This window comes from Novosphingobium aquae (assembly GCF_037572715.1).
Lineage (GTDB): Bacteria > Pseudomonadota > Alphaproteobacteria > Sphingomonadales > Sphingomonadaceae > Novosphingobium > Novosphingobium aquae.
This window is the reverse complement of the sequence record NZ_JBBHJY010000005.1, coordinates 133730-159227: the sequence shown is the minus strand read 5'-3', so window position 1 is coordinate 159227 and position 25498 is coordinate 133730. Positions and strand designations below refer to the sequence as shown.

The window sequence follows — 25498 nt, the reverse complement described above, 5'->3', positions numbered from 1 at the left end:
ATTCCGCATATAGAGATCGCGGCAGGTTTAGAGTTTGGCGAGCAGATTCTCCGTTCGATTCGGATCCGTGCTGTGTTTCCAATAACATTGGACGATTCATGATCCGACATAGACATTTCCTGGCCATGTTTGCCACGACAGCGGCGTGGTGGATGTCAGGACCTGTTCTGGCCGATCCTGGCGAGAAGTATGGCCCGCCGTCACCTGCTCAGGAGGCGATCGAGGCAAAGGTCATTGTTCCACCCAGGGAGATTCCTCCCGCCTTGGCGGCAGCGGCTGAATTGGCTGCTGACGACTACCCCACTGTGCGAAATGCAAAGGCACAGGAAAGGGCGGCTCGATCCGAACTTGGCGGCGCGAAATGGTTGCGATTTCCGAGCCTGTCGCTGGAGGCCCTTGCCGTAACAAGGGGCAATACCAGCACTTCACAAAATGGTATGGCTTTAAACGTTACAGTTGAGCAGCCTTTATTCACATTCGGGAAGATTTCTGGAACAATCGATAAGGCCGATGCGCTCCTGCTAGCGCGGCGCGCTGGCGTCGATGAAGCGATCCGGGACCTGACGCTCCGGGTGACGAATGCATACTATTCCCTCGGCTTGTCTGCGCGCCGTCAGGACGTTCTCGAAGAAAGCCTCGCACAGCACAAGACTCTGCTTTCGACGATACAGAACCGTGTTCGTCAGGAGGTTAGTCCACAGGCGGATCTTAACCTCGCTTTGTCCAGGGCTTCGGCGATTGAGCAGGAATTGTCGCAAGCAAAGGCGCAGCGCGCCATCAGCTTGAGCCAATTATTTGAATTCGTCGGTTCCGTAGGTTTCGATCCGGGCAATGTCCCGACATATGATGCGGCTCTGTCGCATCCAAGCGAAGTCGACGCAATCAATGAGGCCATCACCTGCGATCCAAAATTGCAGCGCCTTCGTGCGGAGCAGGTTGCAGCGCAGGCCGATGCAAAGGTAGCCAAAGCGTCGATCTTCCCGCAACTCCTCGGCCAGTTGACGCACAACGATATCACCGGCACCCGGGTTGGATTTGCCTTGCGTGCGCAAACTGGAGCAGGCCTGTCTCAGGTTGCCATTACGGACGCTGCACGAGCGCGGGCCGACGCTTCTGGATTCGCCATTGCGACCGCCGAACGGGAACTCCGGGACGCGCTGCAGCTGGACTTCGTTACAAATTCGTCTTCGAAGGTTCGAATCACAGCCAGTGCCCTCGCTGCCGATACCTCTGAGCTTGTAACCGAGTCCTACCGCCGACAGTTCATCGCGGGTCGCAGGACCTGGCTGGATGTGATGAATGCTGTCCGCGAAGCCACTTCAGCGAAGCTGGCGAGGACAGATGCTGAATTCGGAGCGATGGCATCGAGTGCGCGAATCCTTCTGCGGACATGCAGGTGGGAACCAAGCTCGCGTCGAAGTGCAAATCAGGACGTGAAATGATGACCCAAAAATTAGGCATACGCAGCGCCCTGGAGCATTTTGCGCATGTAAAAAGCATCGGACTGCCGCCCAATTGGGACGAAGGCATTGAAGAAGGCGCTTTGCCCGAAGGACCTGAGTCTCTGGCGCAGATTTGCGCACAGCTGGGATGGCCGCTCCCGCAATCGCTTCATTCGCGGCCGCGGGCAGATCAATTCCCGCAACTCGTTTACTATCCAGAAGTAGGTTGGGCTGTCGCCGAACAGTGGGAAAATGAAGACATGATCCGGTTGTCGGGTCTGCATCTACCGCTTCTGGCATACGACGACGGTCTGACGTTCTTCGACGTTTCCTTCCCGGACCCTCTCGTGGGGGAAAAGACCCCGCGCGCTGTCTCGATCTTCTGGCGCGCTGTCATCAAGCGCAAGCATGTTTTGCTCATGGCGACGTTGGCAACGGTAGTTGCCAACTTGGTGACGCTTGGCACATCCCTCTATTCGATGCAGTTGTTCGACCGGGTTATTCCGCTCAACAGCTATTCGACGCTTTGGGTGCTCACCGTCGGTGTGTTGGCCGCTTTGGTTATCGATTTTGTCCTCCGGACTTTGCGGGCGAACATGATCGAGCGCGAAGCCGCTGATATTGACGCGGAAGTGTCAGAGTATTTCTTTGCGCGTTCTCAGTCGATCCGTTTGGACGCCAGGCCTCCGGGCATCGGGACAATGGCCTCGCAGCTGCGCGGGTTGGAGCAAGTGCGCGCAGTTATGTCGTCGGGCTCGCTCTTCCTGCTTGCCGACTTGCCTTTCGCCCTGTTTTTTATCGTCGTGATAGCCCTTATGGGCGGCGTGGTAGCGATCGTTCCGATCATCAGCCTGCCGATCGCAATAGGCATGGCAATCGGATTGGCCCGTCTGATTCGCGACGGTACAGACCGTGCTCAGGTTAGCGGCAATCGCAAGAATGGTGTCCTGGTTGAATCGCTTGATGCAGCAGAAACAATCAAGGCTGGCCGTGGCGGTTGGTTGATGCTGGCGCGTTGGAACCGCTTGATCCGTGAAATCCATCACTATGAAGATCCTATAAAGCAGAACTCCGCGCTTGCCGGCTCGATCTTCTCCACCATGCAGCAGGTTTCATATGTGGCGATCATGGCGGTCGGTGCGTTCCAGGTTGGCAATGGCAGCATGACAACCGGTGCTCTGCTGGCGTGTTCAATCATTGCCGGCCGTGTCAACGGACCACTGATCGCAATGCTTCCGAACCTAATTGTTCAGTGGGGCTACGCGCGTTCATCGCTCAAGGCGCTCGATGGCATCTTGGCCCTGCCGCTTGACCGCACGTCAGGCGACACTGCCCTGCGGCCCGGCAATCTTTCCGGACCAATCCTGCTGGAAGGCGCTGCCTTTACCTATCCTGGCGCCAAGGATGGTCTCGCGGTTCAGCGGCTTGAGTTCAAACCCGGAGAACGCGTTGGCATCATCGGCGGGGTGGGCTCAGGCAAAACGACCTTGCTTCGAATCGTGGCTGGATTGTTCCATTCGCAAGCTGGCTCGGCAAAAATTGCCGGTATCGACGTCACCCAGCTTGCCGAGGATGTGTTGCGGCATCATATCGGATATCTTCCTCAAGACTATCGCTTGATCAATGGCAGTCTGCGCGAGAACCTCCTGATGGGCCTGCCAAGCTTTGGCGATGATGCTGTTTTGGAGGCTGCGAAGAAGACTGGCCTGATCAATCTCATTGCGGCGCACCCTCAGGGGCTCGAACTGCAGATCCAAGAAGGCGGACGAGGATTGTCGGGCGGTCAACGCAGCTTGGTCGGGCTGACGAGAATGTTGCTTGCGTCCCCCAAGGTCTGGTTGCTCGACGAACCGACGGCAAATCTTGATCAAACGACCGAGCAGGTCGTCTTGGATGCTCTTTTCGCATCGCTGCAACCAGACCAGACGCTGATTCTGGTAACGCATCGGCTTCAATTGCTGACACGTGTAAATCGGGTACTCCTCATGGCAAACGGCCGCGCCATCCTGGATGGTCCGACAATGGAAGTAATCAAGCGGCTTCAAGGGCAACCAGCCAACCAGCCCACTCCAGCGAATGTCTCGCCAATCGTCACCACAGCGGCTCGCTGATCCGTTTTGAGGCTCTGAAAATGTTCAAAATTGCGAAGACATCCAGCTGGATTATCATTACCATTGTGCTGGGCCTTGCCGGGTTGCTCGTATGGTCCATGTGGGCTGAACTGGACCAGATTACGCGGGCTCCAGGCAAAGTGATCCCGATTGGCAGGGTGCAGATCATCCAGAGCGCTGATGGAGGAGTCATCGGAGAAATCAGGGTGCGCGAAGGTGACCTGGTACGCCGCGGGGAAATCTTGGTCGTTCTCGACAAAGTCAAACTCGGCGCAGCGGTTACTGAATCCAGCTCCAAGGTCGCAGCACTAAAGAGTCAGATGGCGCGCATCAAAGCCGAGCTTTACGATCGGCCATTGGTCTTCCCGAGTGACGTCCTTCCATATACGGAGTTCGTGTCGAACCAGCAGCAGTTGTATCTGAAACGACGGGCGGCGCTGAGTTCCGATTTGTCTGCACTCCAGTCTATGCGCAGATTGATGGGAGAGGAACTGAACCTCAATTTGCCGCTTCTCAAAACCGGCGACGTTGCGAGATCCGAGATTATCCGGATGCAGAGAGGCATTGCCGATATCGATGGGCAGATTTCGGGCAAGCGCTCAAGGTACATCCAGGAGCTCCAGACGGAGTTCGCCAAGACCAACGAGGACTTGGTTACCGCCGAGCAGATCTCTGCTCAGCGCAATGATGCATTGAAGGCGACTGATCTGATCGCACCGACGGACGGGATCGTTAAAAACGTCCGTCTCACCACTGTGGGCGGCGTACTCAGGCCAGGCGACGAAGTACTGCAAATCGTCCCGACCGGCGAAAAACTTATCGTCGAGGCACAGGTTCCTCCAAGGGACATTGCATTCGTCAAGGTTGGGCAGACGGCGTCTGTCAAATTCGATGCTTATGACAGTGCCATATACGGACCTGCAAAGGGCCGTGTTACTTATGTGAGCCCTGACACGCTCACCGAACAGCGTCCAGACGGCTCGGCTAGTATCTACTACCGGGTCAATCTCGAGGTGGATATCCGTGGGTTGAAGCCGCGTAACCCAGGTGAAGTGATCTTGATTCAGCCAGGGATGACCGTAATCTCTGAAATCGTCACCGGCAAAAACACGGTCTTCAGGTATCTGACAAAGCCGATTACCAAGACGCTTTCGGAGTCGTTAGGTGAAAAGTAAATCACGACCTTGCCGCTTCGAATTTGAAGGCGCACCATCTGGTTTTCTGTTTACGAACGCCAGTTGCGAGAAGCCAAAAGAATGCAAGCTTGTGCGATGATTAAGCAGTTGATCCAGCTACAAGAGGCCAAAAGCCGAACAACACTCTATATATCCCGACGCAAGAAATCTCGCCTGGATTGAGAGGTGGCTTCTGCCATGAGCGCGCTGCGCCCGATTGGCGCATCGATCGGGCTGGCGCTGCTGATTGCTGTTCCAGTATTTGTTCGCTGCATGCGTATTATGGTGGCACCTCTAATCGGTGACCGGTCCCACTGAGTGGTGCGCAGTGATTGATAGTGCAAGATTGCGGCCGGAAATGGCTGGCCGTAGGTGGAGCGAAGCGGAACCGGAGGGCAGCCATGGCGGTGTCGCCGCGTTGTAGTCTCTGCGCCAAGCCTCGCATTTTTGGACCGCGTCATCCAGGCTGAAGAACCAGTGGGCGTTCAGGCATTCTGCCCGGAACTTCCCGTTGAAGGAATGGATGTAGGCGTTATCCGGCATGATGTAGCCGGTGCCCCAGGTCCCCGACTCAAGTGGTCGTGTAGGTTCAAGTGATCCGGGCCTCGGGGCACCGGGAGCACGCAAGTGCGGGCAGGCCGTCGCACTGACATGAACTGCGAGTTCGAGGTCGTTATCTGGCCGCCCCTGCGACTAGCCCGGATGCGCTGCGAGCGCGGATCCGTCATTGCCGTGTTGCCCGCCGCTCCCTTTTGCACTGACCAAGGAGGGAGACATGCGCATCATTGGCATGGATATTCACCGAGTTGCTGCCGAAGTGGTATCGCTGCTGGACGGGCAGCTTCACCGTATGGGGCGGATCCCCATGGCCCGGGACAGCCTGGAAGCATTTGCCCGGAAGGAACTGACGCACGATGACCACGTGATCGCCGAGGCCACGGGCAACGCCGCCGCTGTTGCTGAGGTTCTGGCGCCCTGCAGTGGCGTCAAACGGTGACAGGGCCGAACCTTGTGGCTGAAGTCGATTAAAGTATCCTGAGTTGAGGTACTTGGTTTGCGGCCTCCTCGTTGGCAGTTGATGGCCTCGAGCTACCTGACGCGATGCGGCGAGTCATTCACCGATCGAAGCGTACCCGGGGTCAGGCGGCAGACAGCTGGTTTCAGATGAGCGAAGTCAAGGCGGCAACCCGCGCCCCCCGACCCGCCTTCAATCGATGCGACGTTCCGCGACGATCGACAGGCCGTAGCCCTCCAGCGCGACCAGCGAATGGTGGGTGTTGGTCAGCAGCACCATGTCGTGCACGCCCAGTTCGGCAAGCACCTGCGCGCCGACTCCGTAGTCGCGCAGTTCCTCGATCGGGGCTTCCTGGCCGGCGCGGACCTGTTCCTTGATCTCGATGGTGCGCGACATCAGGCGCTGCATAGGGCGGTTGATGATCACGATCACCCCGGTGCCTTCGTCAGCGATGATCTTCATCGCCCGTTCGAGCAGGTGCGAACGTTCGCCGGTCTCGTTGAAGATGTCGGCGAACATCGACAGGGTGTGCATCCGGACCAGCGTGGGCTTGGTCGGATCGATGCGGCCTTTGACGATCGCCATCGTTTCGTCGCCCGTGGCCTTGTTGTAAAAGGTACAGGCCTTCCACGTCCCGCCCCATTCGCTCTGGAAATCGAGCTCGGCCTTCTTGGTGACGAGGTGATCGTGGCGGCGGCGATAGGTGATAAGATCGCGGATCGTGCCGATCTTCAGGTCATGCAGCCGGGCGAAGGCGATCAGATCGTCCAGCCGGGCCATTTCGCCATCGTCGCGCATGATCTCGCAGATCACGCCCGAGGGATTGAGGCCCGCCAGACGTGAAATATCCACCGCCGCTTCGGTGTGCCCGGCGCGCACCAGTACGCCACCCTCGCGGGCTTTCAGCGGGAAAACGTGGCCGGGCGATGTAATTTCGGCCTTGGACTTCGATCCGTCGATCGCCACCGAAATGGTGCGAGCACGATCGGCGGCGGAAATACCGGTGGTGATCCCTTCGCGCGCTTCGATCGAGACGGTGAAGGCGGTGCCAAGCGGTGTGCCGTTGACCCTTGCCATGGGTTCCAGCTCCAGCTGCTTGCAACGGTCGGAGGACAGGGCCAGACAGATCAGGCCGCTGCCGTGCTTGGCCATGAAAGTGACGCTTTCGGGCGTCGCCATCTGCGCCGGGATGATCAGGTCGCCCTCGTTCTCGCGGTCCTCGTCGTCGACCAGAATGAACATGCGGCCATTGCGCGCTTCGTCGATGATTTCCTCGATTGGTACGAGCACCGGCCGGTCGTCGTTCGCTAGGAGGAAGCGTTCGAGCTTGCCGAGCGTTTCGGCCGTAGGGTTCCAGTGCGGTTCGCCGCAATCGCGCAGGGTATTGGCGTGGAGGCCCGCTGCCCGCGCAAGGCCGGCCCGGGACATATTGCCGCTGGCGACCAGCGATGTGACGCGTTCGATGAGATCTGTGGACATAAACGCGCAAAAGCACATTTCAATGTGATTTTCAAGAGATGAATTGCCGAAAATGTCCACAGAGCGAGCGAACTTCCAAAAAGGCATCACATTACAATAGGGCTTAAGACTCTTCCGACCTGCCAAACACGCCAGCAGTGCTGCGAATCGTATCTCACCTGCACAGGGCAAGCGTCCGGTCCGCCTTGGCAGCAGAAACCCGCGTTCCTGCTAACTTGTCATTCAGCCGGGCCGTCCTACATTGGCAACGCGAAAGGACTCTCCCCCCGATGAACGAAGATCAGCCGAATCCGAACCCTTGGCTCCGCAGCCTGATGGTCTGGGGCGGAATATTCCTGGCCCTGGTGCTCGTCGTTTCAATGATGAGCCCGCGTGAGGCAGCAACCGGCCCCGCGATCGCCTATTCCGATTTCCGCGCCAAGGTGGTTGAAGGCAGCGTGTCCGAAGTGCAGGTCGCGAGCGATAAGATCACCGGCAAGTTCAAGAATGGCGACACATTCTCCACCGTGCCGATTCCGGGCGATACCTCGCTCGGCGCGCTTCTGGCTGACAAGGGCGTGAAGTTCGCCGGCAAGCCCAAGGAAGAGATGTCGGTCGTCACCTACATTCTCATTCAGGCGTTGCCGTTCCTGCTGATCATGGGCATCGCCATATTCGCGCTGCGCCAGATGCAGAAGGGCGGCGGATCGGGCGCGATGGGCTTTGGCAAGTCGAAGGCCAAGCTGCTCACCGAACGTCAGGGCCGCGTTACGTTTGACGACGTTGCCGGCATCGACGAAGCACGTGAGGAGTTGGAGGAGATCGTCGAATTCCTCAAGGACCCGCAGCGCTTTGCCAAGCTGGGCGGCAAGATCCCCAAGGGCGCGCTGCTGGTCGGCTCGCCCGGCACCGGCAAGACCCTGCTCGCCCGCGCCATCGCGGGTGAGGCGGGCGTGCCGTTCTTCACCATTTCCGGTTCGGACTTCGTCGAAATGTTCGTCGGCGTCGGCGCCAGCCGCGTGCGCGACATGTTCGAACAGGCCAAGAAGAACGCGCCGTGCATCGTCTTCATCGACGAAATCGACGCGGTCGGCCGTCACCGTGGCCACGGCCTCGGCAATTCGAATGATGAGCGCGAACAGACGCTCAACCAGTTGCTGGTTGAAATGGACGGGTTCGAGGCGAACGAAGGCATCATCATCATCGCCGCCACCAATCGCCCCGACGTGCTTGACCCGGCGCTGCTGCGCCCGGGCCGGTTCGATCGTCAGGTCGTGGTGCCGATCCCCGACATCGAAGGCCGCGAGAAGATCCTGAGCGTCCACATGAAGAAGGTGCCGCTCGCCCCCGACGTCAATTCGCGTACGATTGCGCGCGGTACGCCCGGGTTTTCAGGCGCGGATCTCGCCAACCTCGTGAACGAGGCTGCACTGCTCGCAGCGCGGCGTAACAAGCGCCTTGTCGCCATGCAGGAGTTCGAGGACGCCAAGGACAAGGTCATGATGGGCGCGGAACGCCGCTCGATGGTCATGACCGAGGACGAGAAGAAAATGACCGCCTATCACGAGGCTGGTCATGCCATCGTCTCGGTCAACGAGGAAGCGTCTGACCCGATCCACAAGGCGACGATCATCCCGCGCGGCCGCGCGCTGGGCATGGTCATGCGCCTTCCCGAGCGCGACTCCTATTCGTACCACCGTGACAAGATGCACGCGAACCTGTCGGTCGCGATGGGCGGCCGCGTCGCCGAAGAGCTGATCTTCGGGCATGACAAGGTCAGCTCGGGCGCCTCGTCGGACATCCAGTATGCCACCGGCCTTGCTCGCGCGATGGTCACCAAGTGGGGCATGTCGGACAAGCTTGGCCCGCTGCAGTATGAGGATACCCAGGAAGGCTACCTCGGTTACGGCGGCACCCAGCGTACGATGATGTCGGAAGAGACCAACAAGCTGATCGATACCGAGATCCGCGCACTGGTCGACGGCGGCCACAAGCGTGCGACCGACATCTTGAAGGCGCAGGAAGACAAGCTTCACCTGCTGGCCAAGGCCATGCTTGAATACGAGACGCTGACCGGCGACGAGATCAAGCAGTTGCTCGACAGCGGCAAGATCGATCGGCCCGAAGAGCCCAAGGGCGGCGTCGGCGTTCCGGCACCGGTGCGCGGTTCGGCGATTCCCAAGGCCGGCAAGCGCTTTGGCGGGACTGCCCCGCAAGGGGCGTGATCCTCCTGCATAGGCGCACACGAAAAGGGCCGGTCTTGCGACCGGCCCTTCTTGTTTCGGCAGTTGCCGTTCAGTTGCAGCGCAGGCTGCCGCGCTCAATCTCGCGGCCCAGCAATGCGCCGGCGCCGCCGCCGATGATGGTGCCGACGACCTGCGAACCACCGCGGTCAATCTCGCGGCCCAGCAGGGCACCAACGGCACCGCCGATAATCAGGCCGGTCGTGCCGTCATTGCGGCGGCAGTAGTAGCGACCGTCATTGCCGCGATAGATGCGGTCATTCCGGCTCAGGCGGCGGTCGGAATAATACCGCCCGTCACGGTAATAGCGGTCTGCGTAGTAGCTGTTGGCGCCCGGTTCGTAACGATTGTAGTCGTAGCGGTTCCATTTGCGCCAATCCTGCCGATTGGCCTTGGCCAGTTCGCGGCGGCATTCGCGCAGTTCGCGGTAATATTCGCGCCGCGAGTCGGTACGGCGAAGTTCACGGTTACATTCGCGCAGTTCCTGATTGTAGCGCGGGCCATTGTTGTACTGCGCCAGCGCGGTGGTCGTCGACGCCGGAATGGCGATGGCCGCCAGCGCGGCTCCCAGGACGAGCTTGTTCATTTTACCTGCTCCTTGTGATGACATTTTCAGATACAAGGTTGAAACGCATTTATCCGGTCGAGGTTTCTCGCTCCATCGCTTGCGGTGACCGGACTGGCTCTCCAGCAGCCGAGCATGTCAGTCCAGGCCGATGGCGATGATTGCCATCAGGAACGCCGTCAGCGCCGCCGCAGCGTAGACCAGGATCGCGAAGGTCCGCCAGCTCGCGCCGAAACGCGACACCGCATAGGTGTGCTTTACGTGCTTGTAGATGTGGAGCGGCGGGATGAAGGTCATGCCGATCGGAAGGATGCTGAACCACAAGGCTGACAGGCCCGTAAGCAGGCTTACCAGCAGCATCATGAAGGCCAGCGAATAGGTCACGAAGACCGTGTGATCATAGAGCCCGAAGCGCCGGCTGAAAGGAAACAGCAGCCAGAGGAACGGCACCGAAATCGGAATGAGCAGCCATGAAAATTTGTAGGCATTAGTGCGCAGCTTGTAGAGGGCCAGCTTGGGGTTGGAACTGGCTTGCCGCAGGATGTCATTGATCGCGGTGATATCGCTGTAGATGCGGGGCTTGCCAGTCGCCTTGCGCTCGCCGCCGCCGGCGATCGTCTCCTCAAGGGGGCTGTCGAGCTGTTCCATGACGGCGATGGCGCTCTGCCGGCCCTCGATCTGGCCATCGATCGCAGCGGTCGGTTTGCCCTGCCGGACAAGTTCTGCACGGTCTGCCTCAAGCCGGGCGATCTCCGCCTTGTTGGCTTCCAGCCCCGTGATCTGCTTGCCCTTGACGTTGACGTTGGTGCTGTTGCCAAAGGTGCCGCCGATATTGCTCACCACGGCGAACATCAGGAACACGCTGAACAGGAACAGCGCGATGGGCGAGACGTAGCTCGCACGCCGCCCGTCGATATATTCGCGGGTCATGCGGCCCGGTCGCAGGGCCAATGCGGGCACGGTGCGCCAGATCTTGCCCTCGAAGTGGAACACGCCGTGCAGAAGGTCGTGAAAGAACGCGCCGATGGTCTTGTGGACATGCGCGACTTGGCCGCAGGCATGGCAATGGCTGCCGATGAGCGCCGTCCCGCAGTTGAGGCAGGCCTGCTCGTGGGTGTGCCCGTCTCCCTCACCATGTGCCGGCTCAAGCGCCCGGGCGACCATTGCACCTTCGATTACTTCGCCAAGCGATTCCGCCCCGCTCATTCGCCGTCCCCTTGCCTTCGGTGCCGTTCATGGTCTTGCAAGGTTGCGCAGGTCAAGCCACCGTGCTGCAAAGTCACGAAGGGGATCGGGAATGAAGCGTATTATCACGGGCTTGACCGCTTGCTTCTTCATGGCCGCGCCGGCTCAGGCGGCACCAGGCGACATGTCGGTTGCGACCTTCGTCACCAAGGTCGACGCATTGAAGGCCAAGGGGCTGGCGGCGATGTTTTCCAGCGATGTGAAGCTGCTGCAGTCCGAGGGTCAGGCTGCCGGCGTGGCCTACTTCAACCGGCTCAAGGCCGAACGCGCGGCTGGCCGACCGAGCAGCTGCCCGCCGCAGGGCGTGAAGGTGAGCTCAGATGCCGTGATCACCCATATGAAGTCCTATGCGCCGCAAGTGCGCAGCGGCACCAACTTGCGCACCGCCATGGCGGACTTCTTCATCAAGTCCTATCCCTGCCGCTAAAAAGCAAACGGCCCGCCACCATGGGGTGACGGGCCGTTTTGAAGCCTATTGCAACGAGGGCAATCAGCCGTCGTAGTCGCCGCCAAGTGAAGTATTGCGGACCGGAGCGGCTGCGGTGATGCGCAGCGCTTCGGCCGATTGGCTGAGCGAGCCGATGTCATCAACCTCGTCGTCATCCTCGGGCAGCACGCGCTGCAGTGAATTAACCAGCGTTTCCTTGAGGATCTTGGGCACCACGGTCTGTTCCGCGATCTCCCGCAGAGCGACGACCGGGTTCTTGTCGCGGTCGCGATCGATGGTCAGTTCGGCGCCGCCCGAAATTTCGCGCGCACGCTGTGCGGCCAGCAGGACGAGGTCAAAACGGTTGGGGACCTTGTCGACACAATCTTCAACGGTAACGCGCGCCATGGGGGGCACTCCAGCAAACGAGAATCTCGGGAAGGCCGGCAGCTAGTAACGCGGGGGCGAAAAGTCAAGGAAATCGCTTGCCGCCCTGCCAGCACCCGCCAATATCGCCGCATAACGACGGACGGGGATGAGATGATCGAGCAAGGCGAATTCCGCCGCAACTGGCGGCCACTGGCGGGCGCCTTCCTTGGCATCGGCACGGCGCTGTCGCTGAACTCCTTCATCCTCTCGATTTTCGCGCCCTATTTCCTCAAGGAATTCGGCTGGACGAAGGAAGAGTGGTCGTGGGTTTCGACCGTGCAGCTGCTGGTGATCTTCTCGATTCCCGTCTCGGGGCGATTGGCGGACCGTTTCGGCGTCTGGCGCATCGCGGCGATCGGCGCGATGAGCTTTCCTTTGTTCCTCGTCGCCATCGCGCTGATGGACGGCAGCCTGACGACCTATTTCTGGCTCTACGTTGCCCAGACCATCGTCTGCTCGACCACCACCTCGACCGTCTACACCCGTGTCGTCGCGCAGACTTTCACCAAGAACCGGGGCTTGGCCATGGGCCTGGCGGGGGCCAGCGCGCCGCTGTTCGGAGCACTGGCCGCGCCTTTGGTCAGCGAATTCGTGCGGACGCAGGGGTTCAGTGCGGGCTATTTGCTGGTCGCTACCTTCTGCCTTGTCGGCGCCGTAGCTACGCTATGGCTGCTGTGGGGTGTCGAGCAGCGCCGTCCTGAAAGCGAACGCGCCCGCCGGGGCGAAGGCTGGCGCGATTACCGCGCGATCATTTCCACCCCAGCGTTCTGGGTCATGCTGCTGGCGACATACCTCGTAAACCTGCCGTTTGCCCTCGCGACGACCCAGACCAAGCTGCTTGCCGCCGAACAGGGGCTGGGCGATGCGGCGGCGGCGCTGATGATCTCGACGCTGGGGCTGTCTTCGGTCGCGGGCCGGTTCATCTTCGGCGCGGCGGTAGACCGCCTCTCGCCGCCGAGGGTGGCGGCTTTCGGCTTTGCCTTGCCGGCAATCGGGTTGCTCCTGCTCGCCTCGCCGCTTGACGGGATGCCTGTGGTCTTCGTCTCGTTCATGCTGATTGGGCTGGCGTTCGGCAGCGAGGCAGACGTCATCCCGGTGCTGGTCGTGCGCCAGTTCGGCATCCGCCTGTTCGGCACCGTGCTCGGTCTGCTGACCGCAGCGATGGGCGCGGCGATGGGCGGCGGGCACGCCATGGTCGCGCTGGTACAGCGCGCGACTGGCAGCTTCGATGCGTTTCTCTATATCGCGACTGGTGCTTCACTGGTCGGCAGCGCAATGTTCCTGCTGCTCCACCGGGGGCGCTTTGCGCCCTCAGCCGCAGTCCCGGCTCACTCGTAGCTGTAGGACTGGTCCGCCAGTTCCTCAGGCGCGAGGTCGGAAAAGCGGGTGATCCGCGCTTCGAAGCGCAGCCGAACCTTGCCCGTCGCGCCGTGGCGCTGTTTGGCGACGATCAGTTCGGCAAGGCCGGTGACCTGCTCCATCTTCTGGACCCACTTTTCCCACTTGTCGCGCACGTCGGGGGTGTCGCCATCGGCGGGCATCTTGGGCTCGGTCATCTTCATGTAGTAGTCTTCGCGGAAGACGAACCAGACCATGTCGGCGTCCTGCTCGATCGAGCCTGATTCGCGAAGGTCGGAGAGCATCGGCTTCTTGTCTTCGCGGCTTTCGACTGCGCGGCTGAGCTGTGACAGTGCGATCACCGGGACGTGCAGTTCCTTGGCCAGCGTCTTGAGTCCGCGGCTGATTTCCGAGATTTCGTTGACGCGGTTGTCGCTGGCACGGCCAGTGCCTTGGAGCAGCTGCAGGTAGTCGACGATGATCATGCCGATGTTGTGCTTGCGCTTCAGGCGGCGGGCGCGGGCGCGGAGCGCGGCGATGGTCAGCGCCGGGGTATCGTCGATGAACAACGGCAGTTCGGCGAGCCGCTGGCTGGCGAAAGACAACTGCTGGAAATCTTCGCGGCTGATCCGTCCAGTGCGCAGCGATTCGGATGAAATTCCCGAGTTTTCCGCAAGGATACGGGTGGCAAGCTGGTCGGCGCTCATTTCCAGGCTGAAGAAGGCGACGGCCGAGCCGACCGAGGCACTTTCCTCGATCCCCGCCTGAATGTCGGTCAACAGGCGATTGGCGGCGTTGAAGGCAATGTTGGTGGCGAGCGACGTCTTGCCCATGCCCGGACGGCCGGCGAGGATGATAAGGTCCGAATCGTGCAGGCCGCCGATGCGCTCGTTGATCGAGGTGAAGCCGGTTGTCTTGCCCGCGATATGGCCGCCCGAGTTCAGCGCCTTTTCGATGGCGGTGATGGCAACGCGGGTGGCATCGCCAAAGCTGGAGGCCTGACTCTGGCTCGATGCCCCTTCGGCCACGGCATAAAGCGCGGCTTCGGCCAGATTGATCTGTTCTAGCGGATCGACGCTTTCCGACGTGTCCATCGCCTTGGTGACGAGGTCGCGACCGACCGTGACCAGTTCGCGCAGCAGCGCCAGTTCGTAGATTTGCTCGGCCAGTTCCTTGGGCGCCAGCAGACCCTGCCCATCAGCGGTGAGCCGCGCGAGGTAAGTGACGCCGCCGACCGCCTTCAGCGCCTCGTCCGCCTCGAAATAGGGGCGCAGGGTGACGGGCGTGACCACGGCCTTGCGGTCAAGCAATTGCACGACGCGCTCATAGATGCGGGCGTGGATCGGCTCGAAGAAGTGATCGGGGCGCAGCGGCGTCGCCAGTTCCTCGATCACGCGGTTGTCGATCAGCACCGCACCCAAAAACGCGGCCTCGGCCTCGAGATTCGAGGGCAGGGTGCGGATGGGAGTTTCGTCGGGACGCAGGGGAATCGCTTGTTCGGCCATAGGACAGGGCAATGCGCGCAGTCCCCGCGCGCCGCAAGGGGGGCAGCGATGGTCTGCCTTGTGGATAGCGGGGATGGATATTCCCTTGCCCGCAATTGCTGCGTCTGCGAGATAATCGCAATGGCCGCACCCCGCATCTCTGCGATCGATTTCGACGAAAGCTCGCTCGTGCGCCGCAGCGCCGAGATCGAGCAGGAGCGCCGCGTCGCGATGTTCGACCTGATCGAGGACAACGTGTTCAAGCCGATTCGCGCTTTTGCCGCGGGGCACGAAGGGCCGTACCGTCTGGTGATGGCGGTGCACGACGGGCGGCTGCAGCTTGACGTATTTGCCGATGGCGGCACCGAGCTGCTCGAAAGCTTCATGCTGGGCATGGCGAAGTTCCGCCGGCCGGTTCGCGAATACTATTCGATCTGCGAGAGCTACAACAAGGCCGTTCGCCGCGCCTCGCCGCATGAGATCGAGACGATCGACATGGCGCGGCGCGGCGTGCACGACCGGGCGGCGGAAATGCTGCTTGAAAGGCTTGATGGCAAGGTCGAGACCGACTTCGCCACGGCACGCCGGCTCTTTACGCTGATCTGCGTCCTGCATATCAGGGCGTGACACGGGAACCGGGACGCATCTGAAATGGCTAAAAAGGGAGCGAGCCGCTGGCGGCTGCGATTCGCCGCGCTGGCAATTCTGCTCGCGCTGGCGGGCGGCGCCGCGCTGTGGTGGCACTTGCGCGGCTGGCAACCGTCGCGGCAGCAATGGCCGGTGCAGGGGGTCGAGGTCGGCGCTGAGGATGGCACGATCGACTGGACCGCGATGAAAACCATCGGTGTCGACTTTGCCTATGTCGATGCCTCGGCCAGCGTCTTTGCGCGCGATGCCAATTTCACCGCCAACCTTGAAGGTGCCCGCGCGGTCGGTATGCAGGTCGGCGCGGTGCATGAATATGATCCGTGCCAGCCTGCGGACAAGCAGGCGGCGAATTTCGTCACCGTCGTGCCGCGCGATTCGCGGTTGCTGCCCAGCGCTGTCTCGCTTGACCGGCTGGCCGAGAACTGCCCCGGCAAGGTGACCGAGGCTGGCGTCGAGAGCGAGCTGACCACCTTCCTCAATCAGGTCGAAACGCATACCGGCAAGCCCGTGATCCTGAAGCTCAGCGCAAAATTCCAGGACCGTTACCGAGTTGCCTCGGCGGTAAACCGAAACCTGTGGCTGGTGCGCACCCGGCTTGAGCCCGACTATGCCGGCCGGCCGTGGACGCTGTGGACGGCCAATGGCGGGCTTCAGACCGAGGCGGCGGAAAAGCCGCTTCGCTGGCTGGCCGTCCAGCGCTAGGGTGGCGCAATGATTGACCGAGATACCCTTGTCGAAGCCGCCCGCTTTGCGGCCACCCGGGCCTATGCGCCCTATTCGAACTTCCATGTCGGCGCGGCGCTGGCCTTTGCCGATGGCTCGGTGGTGATCGGGGCCAATGTCGAGAATGCCAGCTACGGCATGACGCTCTGCGCCGAGACGGTTGCCGTGGGCAAGGCGCTTTCGGAGGACTGGCGCGGTCCGCTCGAAGCCGTCGCGGTGATCGGCGGCAAGGCGGGCGAGGTTGGCGCGGGCGATCCCGTTACCCCCTGCGGCCGCTGCCGCCAGATGTTAAACGAAGTGGCCTCGCTCGGCGGCAATGACCCGCTGGTGTGGTGCGCAGGGGAGACCGAAGTGCTCGAAATGCGGCTGTCGGAATTGCTTCCACACGCATTCGGGCCGGGGGCTCTTGAATAGCGGCGACTTCCAAAGCACAATGAAACCCGAACGTCGCATTAAGCGGCGCCGGGAGAAGGCATGACCGACATCGCAGGCAAGGCCGCCGTGGTCACGGGCGGCGGATCGGGCATCGGCATGGGGTTGGCGAAGGAGCTTGGCCGCCAGGGCGCCCGTGTCGTCGCCGCCGATATCCAGCTCGCCAAGGCCGAGGCGGTCGCCGCAGCCATCCGCGATGCCGGGGGCGAGGCGATTGCCATTGCCTGCGACGTCACCGAACGCGCCTCGATCAACGCCATGCGCGATGCTGCCATTGCCGCGCTCGGCCCGGTCAGCCTTGTCTTCGCCAATGCCGGTGCGACCAGCTTTACCTCGTTGGTCGACATGACCGACGCCGACGTAGACTGGATCGTCCAGGTCAACCTGATGGGCGTGATGAACACCACCCGCGCCTTCCTGCCCGGCATGATCGCCGCGGGCGGCGGACACATCTGCGCCACCTCCTCGATGGCCGGACTGCTGCCCGGCTGGATGCCGGTCCACGTGCCCTATTCGGCGGCGAAAATGGGCATCATCGGCATGATGATGAACCTCGCCATCGAGACCCGCCCGCACAATGTCTTCACCACCATCTACTGCCCCGGCGGCGTGGCATCGGGAATGAAGGCCAACAACGGCGCTTACCGGCCTGAGAAGTTCGGCGGACCCGAACCCGTGGCCGAAGTCCAGTTTTCCGGCACTGACAAGACCCACAGCTCGATGGCATTCTTCCGCCCCGAAGACGTCGCGCCGATGGTGCTTAACGCTGTCAGCAATAACCGCCCCTTCGTCTTCGATCACGCTGACCAGCGCCGCCTGTTTGCCGAAACCTACGCCTCGGTGGTCGAGGCCTGCTACGACGACCTTGACCAATGGCACGCCCGCCACGGCGTCCCGCAAGGCAATCCGACCGGGGCCGACCTGATTGACTAGGTGTTCTCCTTTATCCTGCCGTTAACCATTCCAGCCTAAAAAAATCCGAAATCCGGCGCTCTTGCCGGGGTATTCCCGTGGGCAGGACTGGGCAAGCCAAGGCATGATCCGGACGAAGACAACGCTGATCGTCGGGGCCGGGGCCAGCCAGGAAATCCACTTGCCCTCCAGCCTTGAAGTGCTCGACCGCACTGCAGCGGCCTATGATTTCTACCGCTTCGGCGGCGAGCAGATGACGAAGGATTCGTCGGTGCTGCTGCGCCACCTGAACAAGCTGGCTGAGCGCCCGGGCAACAGCCTGGAAAAGCTTTACGAGGCCACCGAACGGCTGCGCATCTCTGCCCGGATGAGCAAGATGATCGACAGCGTGATCGAACAGAACGACGATAATCCGCTTGTTACGCTGACCGGCAAGCTGGCCCTCGCGCACTTCATCTGCCAGGGCGAAGCGCGGTCCAACCTGCGTCCCGCGCCCAAGAACCCCGGTGAACTGCCGCTGCAGGCGGGCGATTTCTGGCTGCTCGAACTGGGCAAGCTGATGACCACCGGCGTGCCGCGCAGCAAGGTCCACCAGTGCTTTGAGAACCTATCGATCATCTCGTTCAATTACGACCGGTCGATCGAACACTTCCTGCCCTATGTGCTGATCACCGCCTATGGCATGACCCTGCCCGAGGCACAGCGCACGGTTTCCGAACACCTCAAGATCGTCCACCCCTATGGCACGATCGGGCGCCTGCCATGGCAAAAGGGTGAAGGCGCTGACGTTGAATGGGGCAACGAAAACCCCTGGAACATGATCAACCTCGTCCACAACATCCGCACGCCCGGCGAGCTGGCGCGCGATAACCGGGCGACGATGGAAGTGCGCAATGCGATGCTGAAATCGCAGCGGTTGGTGTTCACCGGCTTTGGCTATCACCCGCAAAACATCGACCTGCTGGTCGATTCCACCTTCTCGCACAACCCCGAGGTGCTCTGCGGCATCCACGGCCTGACCGGCCCGGCGCAGACCACGGTGGTGCGCATGATGCGGCGCAAGCTGAACCTCGACAAGGACGACCGCCTGATGGTGATCAACGCCAAGTGCTTCGACCTGTTCCGCGACTATGGGATGATGCTGGAAAGCTGATCCACTTGCGCGAAATGCAAGTTGATGAAACACACCCGAAGTTCTGCGCGTGAATTGCCATAGAGCGAGGCCCAGATGCGCGAAAGCCGCGCTGGGGGCGCGGCTTTCGGGAGAGCATTGCTGATGCGGAACGCGCTCATCGCGCGGTCGCTGGCCGGTGGGGCATGAGGGCAAGGATCGCAGATCAGGCCCGTGTAGGAAGGTTACACCTGGCTGGGCACTATCTCCAGCGCCGAGTGAGGACTCCCCATACCCAACCCTCGCCCCCGCGCAGGCGGGGGCCCATCCTGGCGAGCCTTCAGACATAAAGTCAGGAGCAGCCGGCCACGGCAGATAGATCCCCGCCTGCGCAGGGATGACGCGGGGTTTAGGTTCTGGCGAGGGTCATGAGCTTCTGGCGAGGGTCAGGGCTTGGAGAGCACCCATTCCCCCAGCGCCGCCATGCAATCCCGCCCCAGCAAGGCCGAGCGTTCCGGGCTCCATCCTTGCGCTGCACAGGGCAAGTCAGAGTTGTCCTTGAACGGCATTTCCAGCGTCATCGACACCGCGCCGTACCGCTCGGCGAGCTGGTTGGTCGACATGGCGAGGTTGGCCTTGCCCGCCGGGGCCTTGGGATAGCCGTGGCGGGTCTGGAAATCGGGGGTGCGGCGTTCAAGGATGGCCTTGTAGCGGTCAAGCGCCTCGACCTGTCCCGGTTTCATCGATGGGATGCCTTCGAACCCGGCGATGAATACGTGGGGGATCGCCTCGTCGCCGTGGACGTCCATCGCCACATCAACGCCGGTTTCGTCCATGGAATTGCGGATCGCCAGCACTTCGGGCGAACGCTCCGCGGTGGGCTCGTGCCATTCGCGGTTGAGGTTCACGCCCACTGCATTGGTCCGCAAATGCCCGCGCCGCGACCCGTCCGGGCAGAGGTTCGGCACGACATGGATCGTGCACTTCTGGCGCAGGGTGCGGCCCCACGGATCGGCGGAATCGGTCAGGCATTCGAGCGCGCCTTCCATCCACCATTCGGCCATGGTCTCGCCGGGATGCTGGCGGGCATAGAGCCACACCTGCAAAGGGCCTTCGCCCATGTCGAGACAGTCGATCGGCTGGCCATCAAGGCTGGTGCCGAGCGTGCGGTGGGTGACGCCTTCCATGAGCGCGGCGCGGGCGATCAGGTCGTGGTGGCGCTCCATCGAATAGGGCGCGAAATAGGCGAACCAGGCGAGGTCGCCGGCGGGCGTGTGGCGGATGGTCAGGGTGCCGCCATCCTCGTCCGCGTCCCAGCTGGTGTCGGTGCGACCCCAGAACTCGCGGTCCTCGGAAAAGGCGGCGCGGTAATTCGGCCAGCCGCCGGGGTAGGCGCTCTTGCCCAGCCCGGTGATCTTGAGTTCCAGCGCGCGCCCCTTCGCGCCCGATACGCGAAAGTGGTACCACTGGAAGAATTCGCTGTCCTTGTCCTGCCGGATGGCGAGGCGGGCTGAGGTGCCGGAGGTGGACAGGACTTCGATGTTCCCGGAATCAAAGTCCGAGTGAATTTGGATGTTGGTCATTTGACCGTGATAGTCTCACCCGAATTGCCGGGGAAGCCCGCAAACAGCGCGGCGGCCATCTTTGGTGCGCCAAGCTGGGTCGAGGCGAGCGGCGAGCTGGCCTTTACCGTGAAGCTGGCACGGCCTTCCCACAAGACCTTGTCGGTCTTGCGGTCGCGGATTGCTACGGCCAGTTCGGTTTCGACCTGCTCCGGCGGCGGGCCGGACAGGTTGAGCCCGATGCCTACACCCAGCCCCGAGCCATAGGAGCCGGTCGATCCGCCGACGCCCACACTCACCGGGCCGCCGCCGCTGCGAGCGGGCTGGAAGCGCTCGCGGGCGAGGCGTACGATTGCCACTTGGCCGCCGCTGCCGGCTGTCGCATCGCCATAGCCCAGCCGCTGCAATTCGGTGCGCACCGCGCCCATGAAGCTCTGCACTTCAAGCGAATTGCCGTCAGTCCCCGTGCCTGCCTCGACGGCTATGGTGCCCTTGGCGAGCATCGATGTGTCAGGCACGTGGAAGCGGGTGACTTCGATCGGGCCGGTCGGCGCGATGCAGCCGGTAACCAACGCCAGAAGGCCAAGCGGGGCGAGCAATTTCAAGCGCATGGGCAGCGATCTCCTGAGCGCCGAATCTGCGCTTGACCCGCCCGCATTGCAAGCCTCACCGCTGCGAAAGGTGCGTTTCGCCGGGCTTGCCGGGGAACTTGTCAAACAGCGCGCCGGCCAGTTTGGTCGCCACCGCGCCTTCGGTCCACTTGTCGCTGCCGTCGCGGGTGACCATGTCGGCGCGGCCTTCCCACAGGGTCTTGCCGCTGGCGACGTCCTTGATCCGCGCTTCAAGTCGGGTGGAGACGAGCGCCTTGCGCGGCTTTGACAGGTCGATGTTGATGCCCATGCCCATCATCGTGCCGCGATTGGAAACGCCAACTTCCATCTCGCCGCTGACCGGGTTCCGCTTGCCTTCCTCGGGCATCACGACATCGCGGGTGACACGCAGTTCGACGACTTGTCCGGCGGCGGCGGCCGTGGTGGCGGTCTGATAGCCAAGGCTGGCCAGCCGGTCATCGACTGCGGCGGCATAGGGGCGCAGTTCGCTGTCGGCGAAGCCGGTGCCCGAGGGCGAGGGGATGGAAACCGCGCTGCCCTTGCCGAGCAGGTCGGCGCCGCCATCTTCGGCGACAAAGCGCGTCACTTCGACCTTGCCTTCGGCCGGGCCGGTGCTGCGGCGCAGGCGCTGGTCGGAGGGATAGGGATAACCGTGGCGACCGTCGCGCACGCCGGGGCTGCTCCAGCCGTAATCGAGATCGTTGCCGAACCGGCCCGGGCGGGCCGCTGCCGGGGCGGCAAGGCCGGCCAGCACGATGACGATCAGCGCGGCACGTGCTGCAGGGTGGCGAGTGATCATCCGGGGAGGCTCCTGAGGCAAGATGGGAAGGCCCTGTCAGCCCCGCGCTAGGCGCTACATTCTTTCGGCTGGATGAACCAGACCCGTGCCGCGCTTGTGACCTTGGCGTTACACGCGTAACCTTGTGCCATAAACAGGCGGGGAATGGGCATGGCTAGGCAGGGGAAGGCGGTCGCCTATGCGACTGCAGGTGGCGATCGCATTGAAATCCTTGATGCCTTGCGCGGGTTCGCGTTGCTCGGCATCCTGATTGCCAACCTGCCGGTGTTCACCGGGTGGTACATGATGCCGCCCGATCGGCAGGCGGCGCTGGCGGCACCGGGTGCCGGTGTGCTCTATGACCAGCTCATCAAGTTCTTCGTCGACGGCAAGTTCTACACCATTTTCTCGATGCTGTTCGGCATCGGCTTTACCCTCCAGCTCGACCGGCTGGAAAAGCGGGGCGCGGCCGGGATCGCCGTGTTCCGCCGCCGGATGCTGGTGTTGCTGGCGATAGGTTTCGTCCACATGACCTTCGTCTGGCAGGGCGATATCCTGACACTTTATGCCGCGCTCGGCCTGCTGCTGCCGCTATTCCGGCCGTGGAAGGAGCGGTCGCTGCTGATGCTCGCGCTGTTCCTGCTGGCCCTGCCGCTGGTGCTCGTGCCGTTTTGCTCCTGGGCCGGTATCGACCTTGGCCACTGGCTCGAGGAGATCGGTTTGCAGATCGTTCAGGCCGTTGGCGGACCCTTGCTCGGTTCACCTATCGATTACATGGAAAGCCGCGACTGGAGCGCCTTTGCCGCCTGGCAATTGTCCGGCCTGCCGTTCCGCATCGAGCACCTGCTGGTGACATGGCGCGTGCCAAAGGTGCTTGGCATCATGCTGCTGGGCATGGTGCTTGGCCGGCGGCTGATCGCGGGAACGCTGCTGACGGATCGCAAGCTGCTGCTACGCACGCTGGTGTTCGGCCTGCTGATCGGAACTCCCGCGAGCCTCGTCTTTGCGCTCGATCCCAAGGTCTATCAGGAACACTGGTCATCGGTGCTTGGCACGGTGCCGCTGGCGCTGGCCTATGCCGCCGGTTTCGTGCTCGCCTGGCCCAAGGCGAAGGGAGCGCTTGGCATAATGGCGCCGGTCGGGCGCATGGCGCTGACCAATTACCTTACCCATACGCTGCTTGGCGTGCTGATGCTCGGCGTGTTTTTCGGCATCGCCGGCAAGCTCGGACCACTGGAAACCACGCTGGTCGCGCTGCCGATCATCGTGTTCCAGATCGCCTTTTCGCGCTGGTGGCTGGCGCGGCATGACCAAGGCCCGATGGAACGGCTGTGGCGCTGGGGAACCTATGGCTCGGTAAAGACACGGTAATCGTTTCGCGCTAGGAGGCTGCAAGCCAATCGCTGGCTGAGAGAGTCGCATGTCCAAAGTACCCGTTCTCGTCACCGGCGGCGCCGGTTATATCGGCAGCCACGCGGTGCTGGCGCTGCTCGATGCGGGCTGGCCGGTCGCGGTGATTGACAACCTGACCACCGGCTTCCGCTTTGCCGTGCCCGATGGCGTGCCGTTCTATGAAGGCGATATCGAGGATGCCGACCTCCTCGCGCGCATCTTTGCCGAACAGGGCACGCGCGCCGTGATGCATTTCGCCGGGTCGATCATCGTGCCGGAATCGGTCGAGAACCCGCTCAAGTACTATCACAACAACACCGCGAAGAGCCGCGCGCTGGTCGCAGCCGCAGTCACCGCCGGGGTGCCGCACTTCATCTTCAGCTCCACCGCCGCGACCTATGGGGAGCCGGAAGTTTCCCCCGTTCGCGAGGATTGCCCGCAGATCCCGATCAATCCCTATGGCATGTCCAAGCTGATGACCGAGGTCATGCTCAAGGACACGGCGGCAGCCCATCCGATCAACTACTGCGCGCTGCGCTACTTCAACGTTGCCGGCGCCGATCCGCAGGCGCGCTCGGGCCAGTCGACCGCCGGGGCCACGCACCTGATCAAGGTTGCGGTCGAAGCCGCGCTCGGCAAGCGCAGCCATGTCGGCGTGTTCGGCACCGATTTCGACACGCCCGACGGCACCGGGGTGCGCGATTACATCCACGTTTCCGACCTTGCCGCCGCCCACGTTTTAGCGCTCGAAGCGCTAATCGCCGAGCCGAAGCGCTCGCTGACGATGAACTGCGGTTATGGCCGGGGCTTCTCGGTGATGGAAGTGCTCGACGCGGTCGACCGGGTGACGAACCTGACCATCGAACGCCAATTGCAGCCGCGCCGCGCCGGCGATCCCGCCGCACTGGTGTCCGACAATTCGCGCATCAAGGCGACCCTGCCGTGGGTGCCGAAGCATGCCGAGCTTGATACCATCGTCGCCCACGCGCTGGCGTGGGAGCGTAAGCTGGCAGACCTGCGCGGCTAGGTCCCGCCGGTTAATCCGGCATCGAGGCGATCCAGCGCCTCTCCATTTCTTCCCAGTGGCCTTCGCAATATTCGGGGTCGGTAGGACCCGCCACTTTCGGACAGCGCGGTGATCCGGGGGCAAGGTTGACCGTCCAGCCGTCGCCCGGCCAGACTTTCAGACGGTAATTTGGATCGGCGCGCCATTTCGCCACTTCATCCGGCCAGGCGGGGCCGTCGGCCATCAGCGCGGTGGGCCCGGAGATGAAAATAACCGCAACCATCACCTGCAAGGCCACAACCCCGCTAAAGAAGCGGGCAAGACGTCCGCGCGAAGTCGTTGCTAGAGCGATCAGCGACAGGCCGAAAAGCACATTGGGAACGAAGGAATAGCGTTCGCCAACCAAGGGAAGCAGCATCGATTGCGGGGTGGCGATGGCACCGTAATAGCTGATGGAGGCGATCACCAGTGCAGGCAGGGAGAGCCAGATCGAAGGCTGGCGCCAATTGCGCAGGCCCATGGCCAGAAGCGATCCGAACAGCAGCACGCAAGCGGCCAGTGTCACCAGCATCATCGAGCCGCCTTCGCTGCTTTTGAAAATGGCAAACCCCGCATCAGACGCGACGAAGGGACCGGCGGTCGGCAAAATCGCCTGCCGGATCAGCAACAGTGTGGAGAGCATGGCCGGATCGAAGCTGTGGCCGCGCACAGTGACCGGGAAGTAGAACAGGAGCAGCTGGATAGCTGCTCCCAAACCCAGGGCGGCGCATTCGATCATGCGCGCAGGCTGGCGCTCGACCAGGGTCCGCAGGGCCAGGAAGGGGAGAATGACGATAGCCGCCGGTCCGCACAGCGGGGCCAGCGCCAGAATGAAGAGCCGCAGCGCGCGCAAGGCTCTCGATTGCGGGATATCAAGCACCACGATCAGCGCCACGCAGATCGTCAGGTGGAACTGGCTGTGCAAGGTATGCAGCCAGACTTCATGTGCCACCGGTGCTGCGGCGATGAGCAACAAGGCGGCCGGCTTGGCAAGGCGGGGGGCGAGCCAGGCATCGCGGGCCGTGACGATCACGACGGCAGGCAGCATCTGGAAGGCCAGGGCGATAAGTGCCGTCACCCAGGGGGCCCACTCCAGCGGGATAAGGCCGCCGCCTGCCAGTGCTCTGGCAAACAGGGTTCCGCCCGAAGCCACGATGTTGAGATAGCCGCCAAGCGGGTGGAACAAGGCCTCCCACCATTCCATGTGCCAGGCATAGGCGAAGAAATAGCTGCCCTCTTCACCAAAGAACCGGCCCTTCAGGAACACATTAGGCAGGCGCAGGATCACGATCAGGGCAAAGGCCAGAAGCAGGAACCAGCTGCTGAACCCGGGACGGGATTTGCTAGACATG

22 protein-coding genes and 2 pseudogenes are annotated in these 25498 nt (G+C 62.2%); 14 read left to right on the top strand and 10 right to left on the bottom strand.

Features of this window, described 5'->3' with window-relative positions; all coding sequences use genetic code 11:
- The first annotated feature begins 125 nt into the window (after positions 1-125).
- Genes WG900_RS11355 through WG900_RS11345 form a run of 3 tightly spaced genes read left to right on the top strand, consistent with a single transcriptional unit; the run spans position 126 to position 4728 of the window.
- Positions 126-1442, top strand: coding sequence for a TolC family protein (locus WG900_RS11355; protein ID WP_339967197.1), 1317 nt, complete (start codon positions 126-128; stop codon positions 1440-1442).
- Positions 1439-3553 (top strand): ATP-binding cassette domain-containing protein, encoded by a 2115-nt coding sequence (locus WG900_RS11350; protein ID WP_339967195.1) that lies wholly within the window; start codon positions 1439-1441, stop codon positions 3551-3553. Before WG900_RS11355 ends, WG900_RS11350 begins: the two co-directional genes overlap by 4 nt.
- A 20-nt stretch (positions 3554-3573) precedes the next feature.
- On the top strand, positions 3574-4728 hold the full coding sequence (locus tag WG900_RS11345; RefSeq protein ID WP_339967194.1) for an HlyD family efflux transporter periplasmic adaptor subunit: 1155 nt from the start codon (positions 3574-3576) through the stop codon (positions 4726-4728).
- Between the two features lie 294 nt (positions 4729-5022).
- On the opposite strand, the pseudogene WG900_RS11340 reads toward WG900_RS11345, so the two are convergent.
- Positions 5023-5265, bottom strand: a pseudogene (locus tag WG900_RS11340) (integrase core domain-containing protein); the annotation flags it as partial.
- A 238-nt stretch (positions 5266-5503) separates the two neighbouring features.
- On the opposite strand from WG900_RS11340, the pseudogene WG900_RS11335 reads away from it, so the two are divergent.
- Positions 5504-5713: pseudogene (locus WG900_RS11335) on the top strand (IS110 family RNA-guided transposase); the annotation flags it as partial.
- A 222-nt stretch (positions 5714-5935) separates the two neighbouring features.
- Here WG900_RS11335 and ribB read toward each other — a convergent pair.
- Positions 5936-7222: a 3,4-dihydroxy-2-butanone-4-phosphate synthase gene (gene ribB / locus WG900_RS11330; RefSeq protein ID WP_339967193.1), complete on the bottom strand. Its 1287-nt coding sequence runs from the start codon at positions 7220-7222 to the stop codon at positions 5936-5938.
- Positions 7223-7491: 269 nt separating this feature from the next.
- Here ribB and ftsH point away from each other — a divergent pair, with 269 nt between their 5' ends.
- Positions 7492-9426 (top strand): ATP-dependent zinc metalloprotease FtsH, encoded by a 1935-nt coding sequence (gene ftsH, locus WG900_RS11325; protein WP_339967191.1) that lies wholly within the window; start codon positions 7492-7494, stop codon positions 9424-9426.
- Positions 9427-9496: 70 nt separating this feature from the next.
- Here ftsH and WG900_RS11320 read toward each other — a convergent pair whose 3' ends face one another.
- Positions 9497-10030 (bottom strand): glycine zipper 2TM domain-containing protein, encoded by a 534-nt coding sequence (locus WG900_RS11320; RefSeq protein ID WP_339967190.1) that lies wholly within the window; start codon positions 10028-10030, stop codon positions 9497-9499.
- 117 nt (positions 10031-10147) lie between these two features.
- The gene (locus tag WG900_RS11315; protein WP_339967187.1) at positions 10148-11215 is read right to left on the bottom strand and encodes a DUF3667 domain-containing protein; all 1068 of its coding nucleotides are present in this window, start codon (positions 11213-11215) and stop codon (positions 10148-10150) included.
- A 91-nt stretch (positions 11216-11306) separates the two neighbouring features.
- On the opposite strand from WG900_RS11315, the gene WG900_RS11310 reads away from it, so the two are divergent.
- The gene (locus tag WG900_RS11310) at positions 11307-11681 is read left to right on the top strand and encodes a hypothetical protein (protein WP_339967185.1); all 375 of its coding nucleotides are present in this window, start codon (positions 11307-11309) and stop codon (positions 11679-11681) included.
- A 63-nt stretch (positions 11682-11744) separates the two neighbouring features.
- On the opposite strand, the gene rpoZ is transcribed toward WG900_RS11310, so the two are convergent.
- Entirely contained in the window at positions 11745-12089 is a 345-nt protein-coding gene (gene rpoZ, locus WG900_RS11305; RefSeq protein WP_310534834.1) for a DNA-directed RNA polymerase subunit omega, read from the bottom strand.
- Positions 12090-12221: 132 nt separating this feature from the next.
- Between rpoZ and WG900_RS11300 the strand changes: the two genes are divergently transcribed.
- Positions 12222-13448: an MFS transporter gene (locus WG900_RS11300; protein ID WP_339967183.1), complete on the top strand. Its 1227-nt coding sequence runs from the start codon at positions 12222-12224 to the stop codon at positions 13446-13448.
- Here the strand turns inward: WG900_RS11300 and WG900_RS11295 are convergent.
- Positions 13439-14953 (bottom strand): replicative DNA helicase, encoded by a 1515-nt coding sequence (locus WG900_RS11295; RefSeq protein WP_339967181.1) that lies wholly within the window; start codon positions 14951-14953, stop codon positions 13439-13441. The two genes, WG900_RS11300 and WG900_RS11295, sit on opposite strands and share 10 nt — an antisense overlap.
- A 120-nt stretch (positions 14954-15073) precedes the next feature.
- On the opposite strand from WG900_RS11295, the gene WG900_RS11290 reads away from it, so the two are divergent.
- The 5 genes from WG900_RS11290 (at position 15074) to WG900_RS11270 (ending at position 18800) form a co-directional block, all read left to right on the top strand.
- A complete protein-coding gene (locus WG900_RS11290; protein ID WP_339967179.1) occupies positions 15074-15559 on the top strand; it encodes a UPF0262 family protein in 486 nt (161 codons plus the stop codon).
- 24 nt (positions 15560-15583) lie between these two features.
- Positions 15584-16282, top strand: coding sequence for a glycoside hydrolase family 25 protein (locus WG900_RS11285; protein WP_339967178.1), 699 nt, complete (start codon positions 15584-15586; stop codon positions 16280-16282).
- Positions 16283-16291: 9 nt separating this feature from the next.
- Positions 16292-16717 (top strand): cytidine deaminase, encoded by a 426-nt coding sequence (locus tag WG900_RS11280; RefSeq protein WP_339967176.1) that lies wholly within the window; start codon positions 16292-16294, stop codon positions 16715-16717.
- Between the two features lie 60 nt (positions 16718-16777).
- A complete protein-coding gene (locus tag WG900_RS11275; RefSeq protein WP_339967175.1) occupies positions 16778-17668 on the top strand; it encodes an SDR family NAD(P)-dependent oxidoreductase in 891 nt (296 codons plus the stop codon).
- A 103-nt stretch (positions 17669-17771) separates the two neighbouring features.
- A complete protein-coding gene (locus tag WG900_RS11270) occupies positions 17772-18800 on the top strand; it encodes a hypothetical protein (protein WP_339967174.1) in 1029 nt (342 codons plus the stop codon).
- 404 nt (positions 18801-19204) lie between these two features.
- Here the strand turns inward: WG900_RS11270 and WG900_RS11265 are convergent, their stop codons facing one another.
- The 3 genes from WG900_RS11265 to WG900_RS11255 are packed head-to-tail and all read right to left on the bottom strand — an operon-like array spanning position 19205 to position 21730.
- A complete protein-coding gene (locus WG900_RS11265) occupies positions 19205-20341 on the bottom strand; it encodes a M14 family metallopeptidase (RefSeq protein ID WP_339967172.1) in 1137 nt (378 codons plus the stop codon).
- Entirely contained in the window at positions 20338-20931 is a 594-nt protein-coding gene (locus tag WG900_RS11260; protein ID WP_339967171.1) for a DUF4136 domain-containing protein, read from the bottom strand. The genes WG900_RS11265 and WG900_RS11260 overlap by 4 nt, the downstream gene beginning before the upstream one ends.
- A 55-nt stretch (positions 20932-20986) precedes the next feature.
- Positions 20987-21730, bottom strand: a complete 744-nt coding sequence (locus WG900_RS11255; protein ID WP_339967169.1) for a hypothetical protein — start codon at positions 21728-21730, stop codon at positions 20987-20989.
- A 150-nt stretch (positions 21731-21880) separates the two neighbouring features.
- Here WG900_RS11255 and WG900_RS11250 point away from each other — a divergent pair, with 150 nt between their 5' ends.
- Entirely contained in the window at positions 21881-23080 is a 1200-nt protein-coding gene (locus WG900_RS11250; RefSeq protein ID WP_339967168.1) for a DUF418 domain-containing protein, read from the top strand.
- Positions 23081-23129: 49 nt separating this feature from the next.
- Positions 23130-24128 (top strand): UDP-glucose 4-epimerase GalE, encoded by a 999-nt coding sequence (gene galE / locus WG900_RS11245; RefSeq protein ID WP_339967166.1) that lies wholly within the window; start codon positions 23130-23132, stop codon positions 24126-24128.
- A 10-nt stretch (positions 24129-24138) separates the two neighbouring features.
- On the opposite strand, the gene WG900_RS11240 is transcribed toward galE, so the two are convergent.
- Complete coding sequence (locus WG900_RS11240; protein ID WP_339967164.1) at positions 24139-25497, bottom strand: hypothetical protein; 1359 nt, start codon at positions 25495-25497, stop codon at positions 24139-24141.
- Position 25498: the final 1 nt, after the last annotated feature.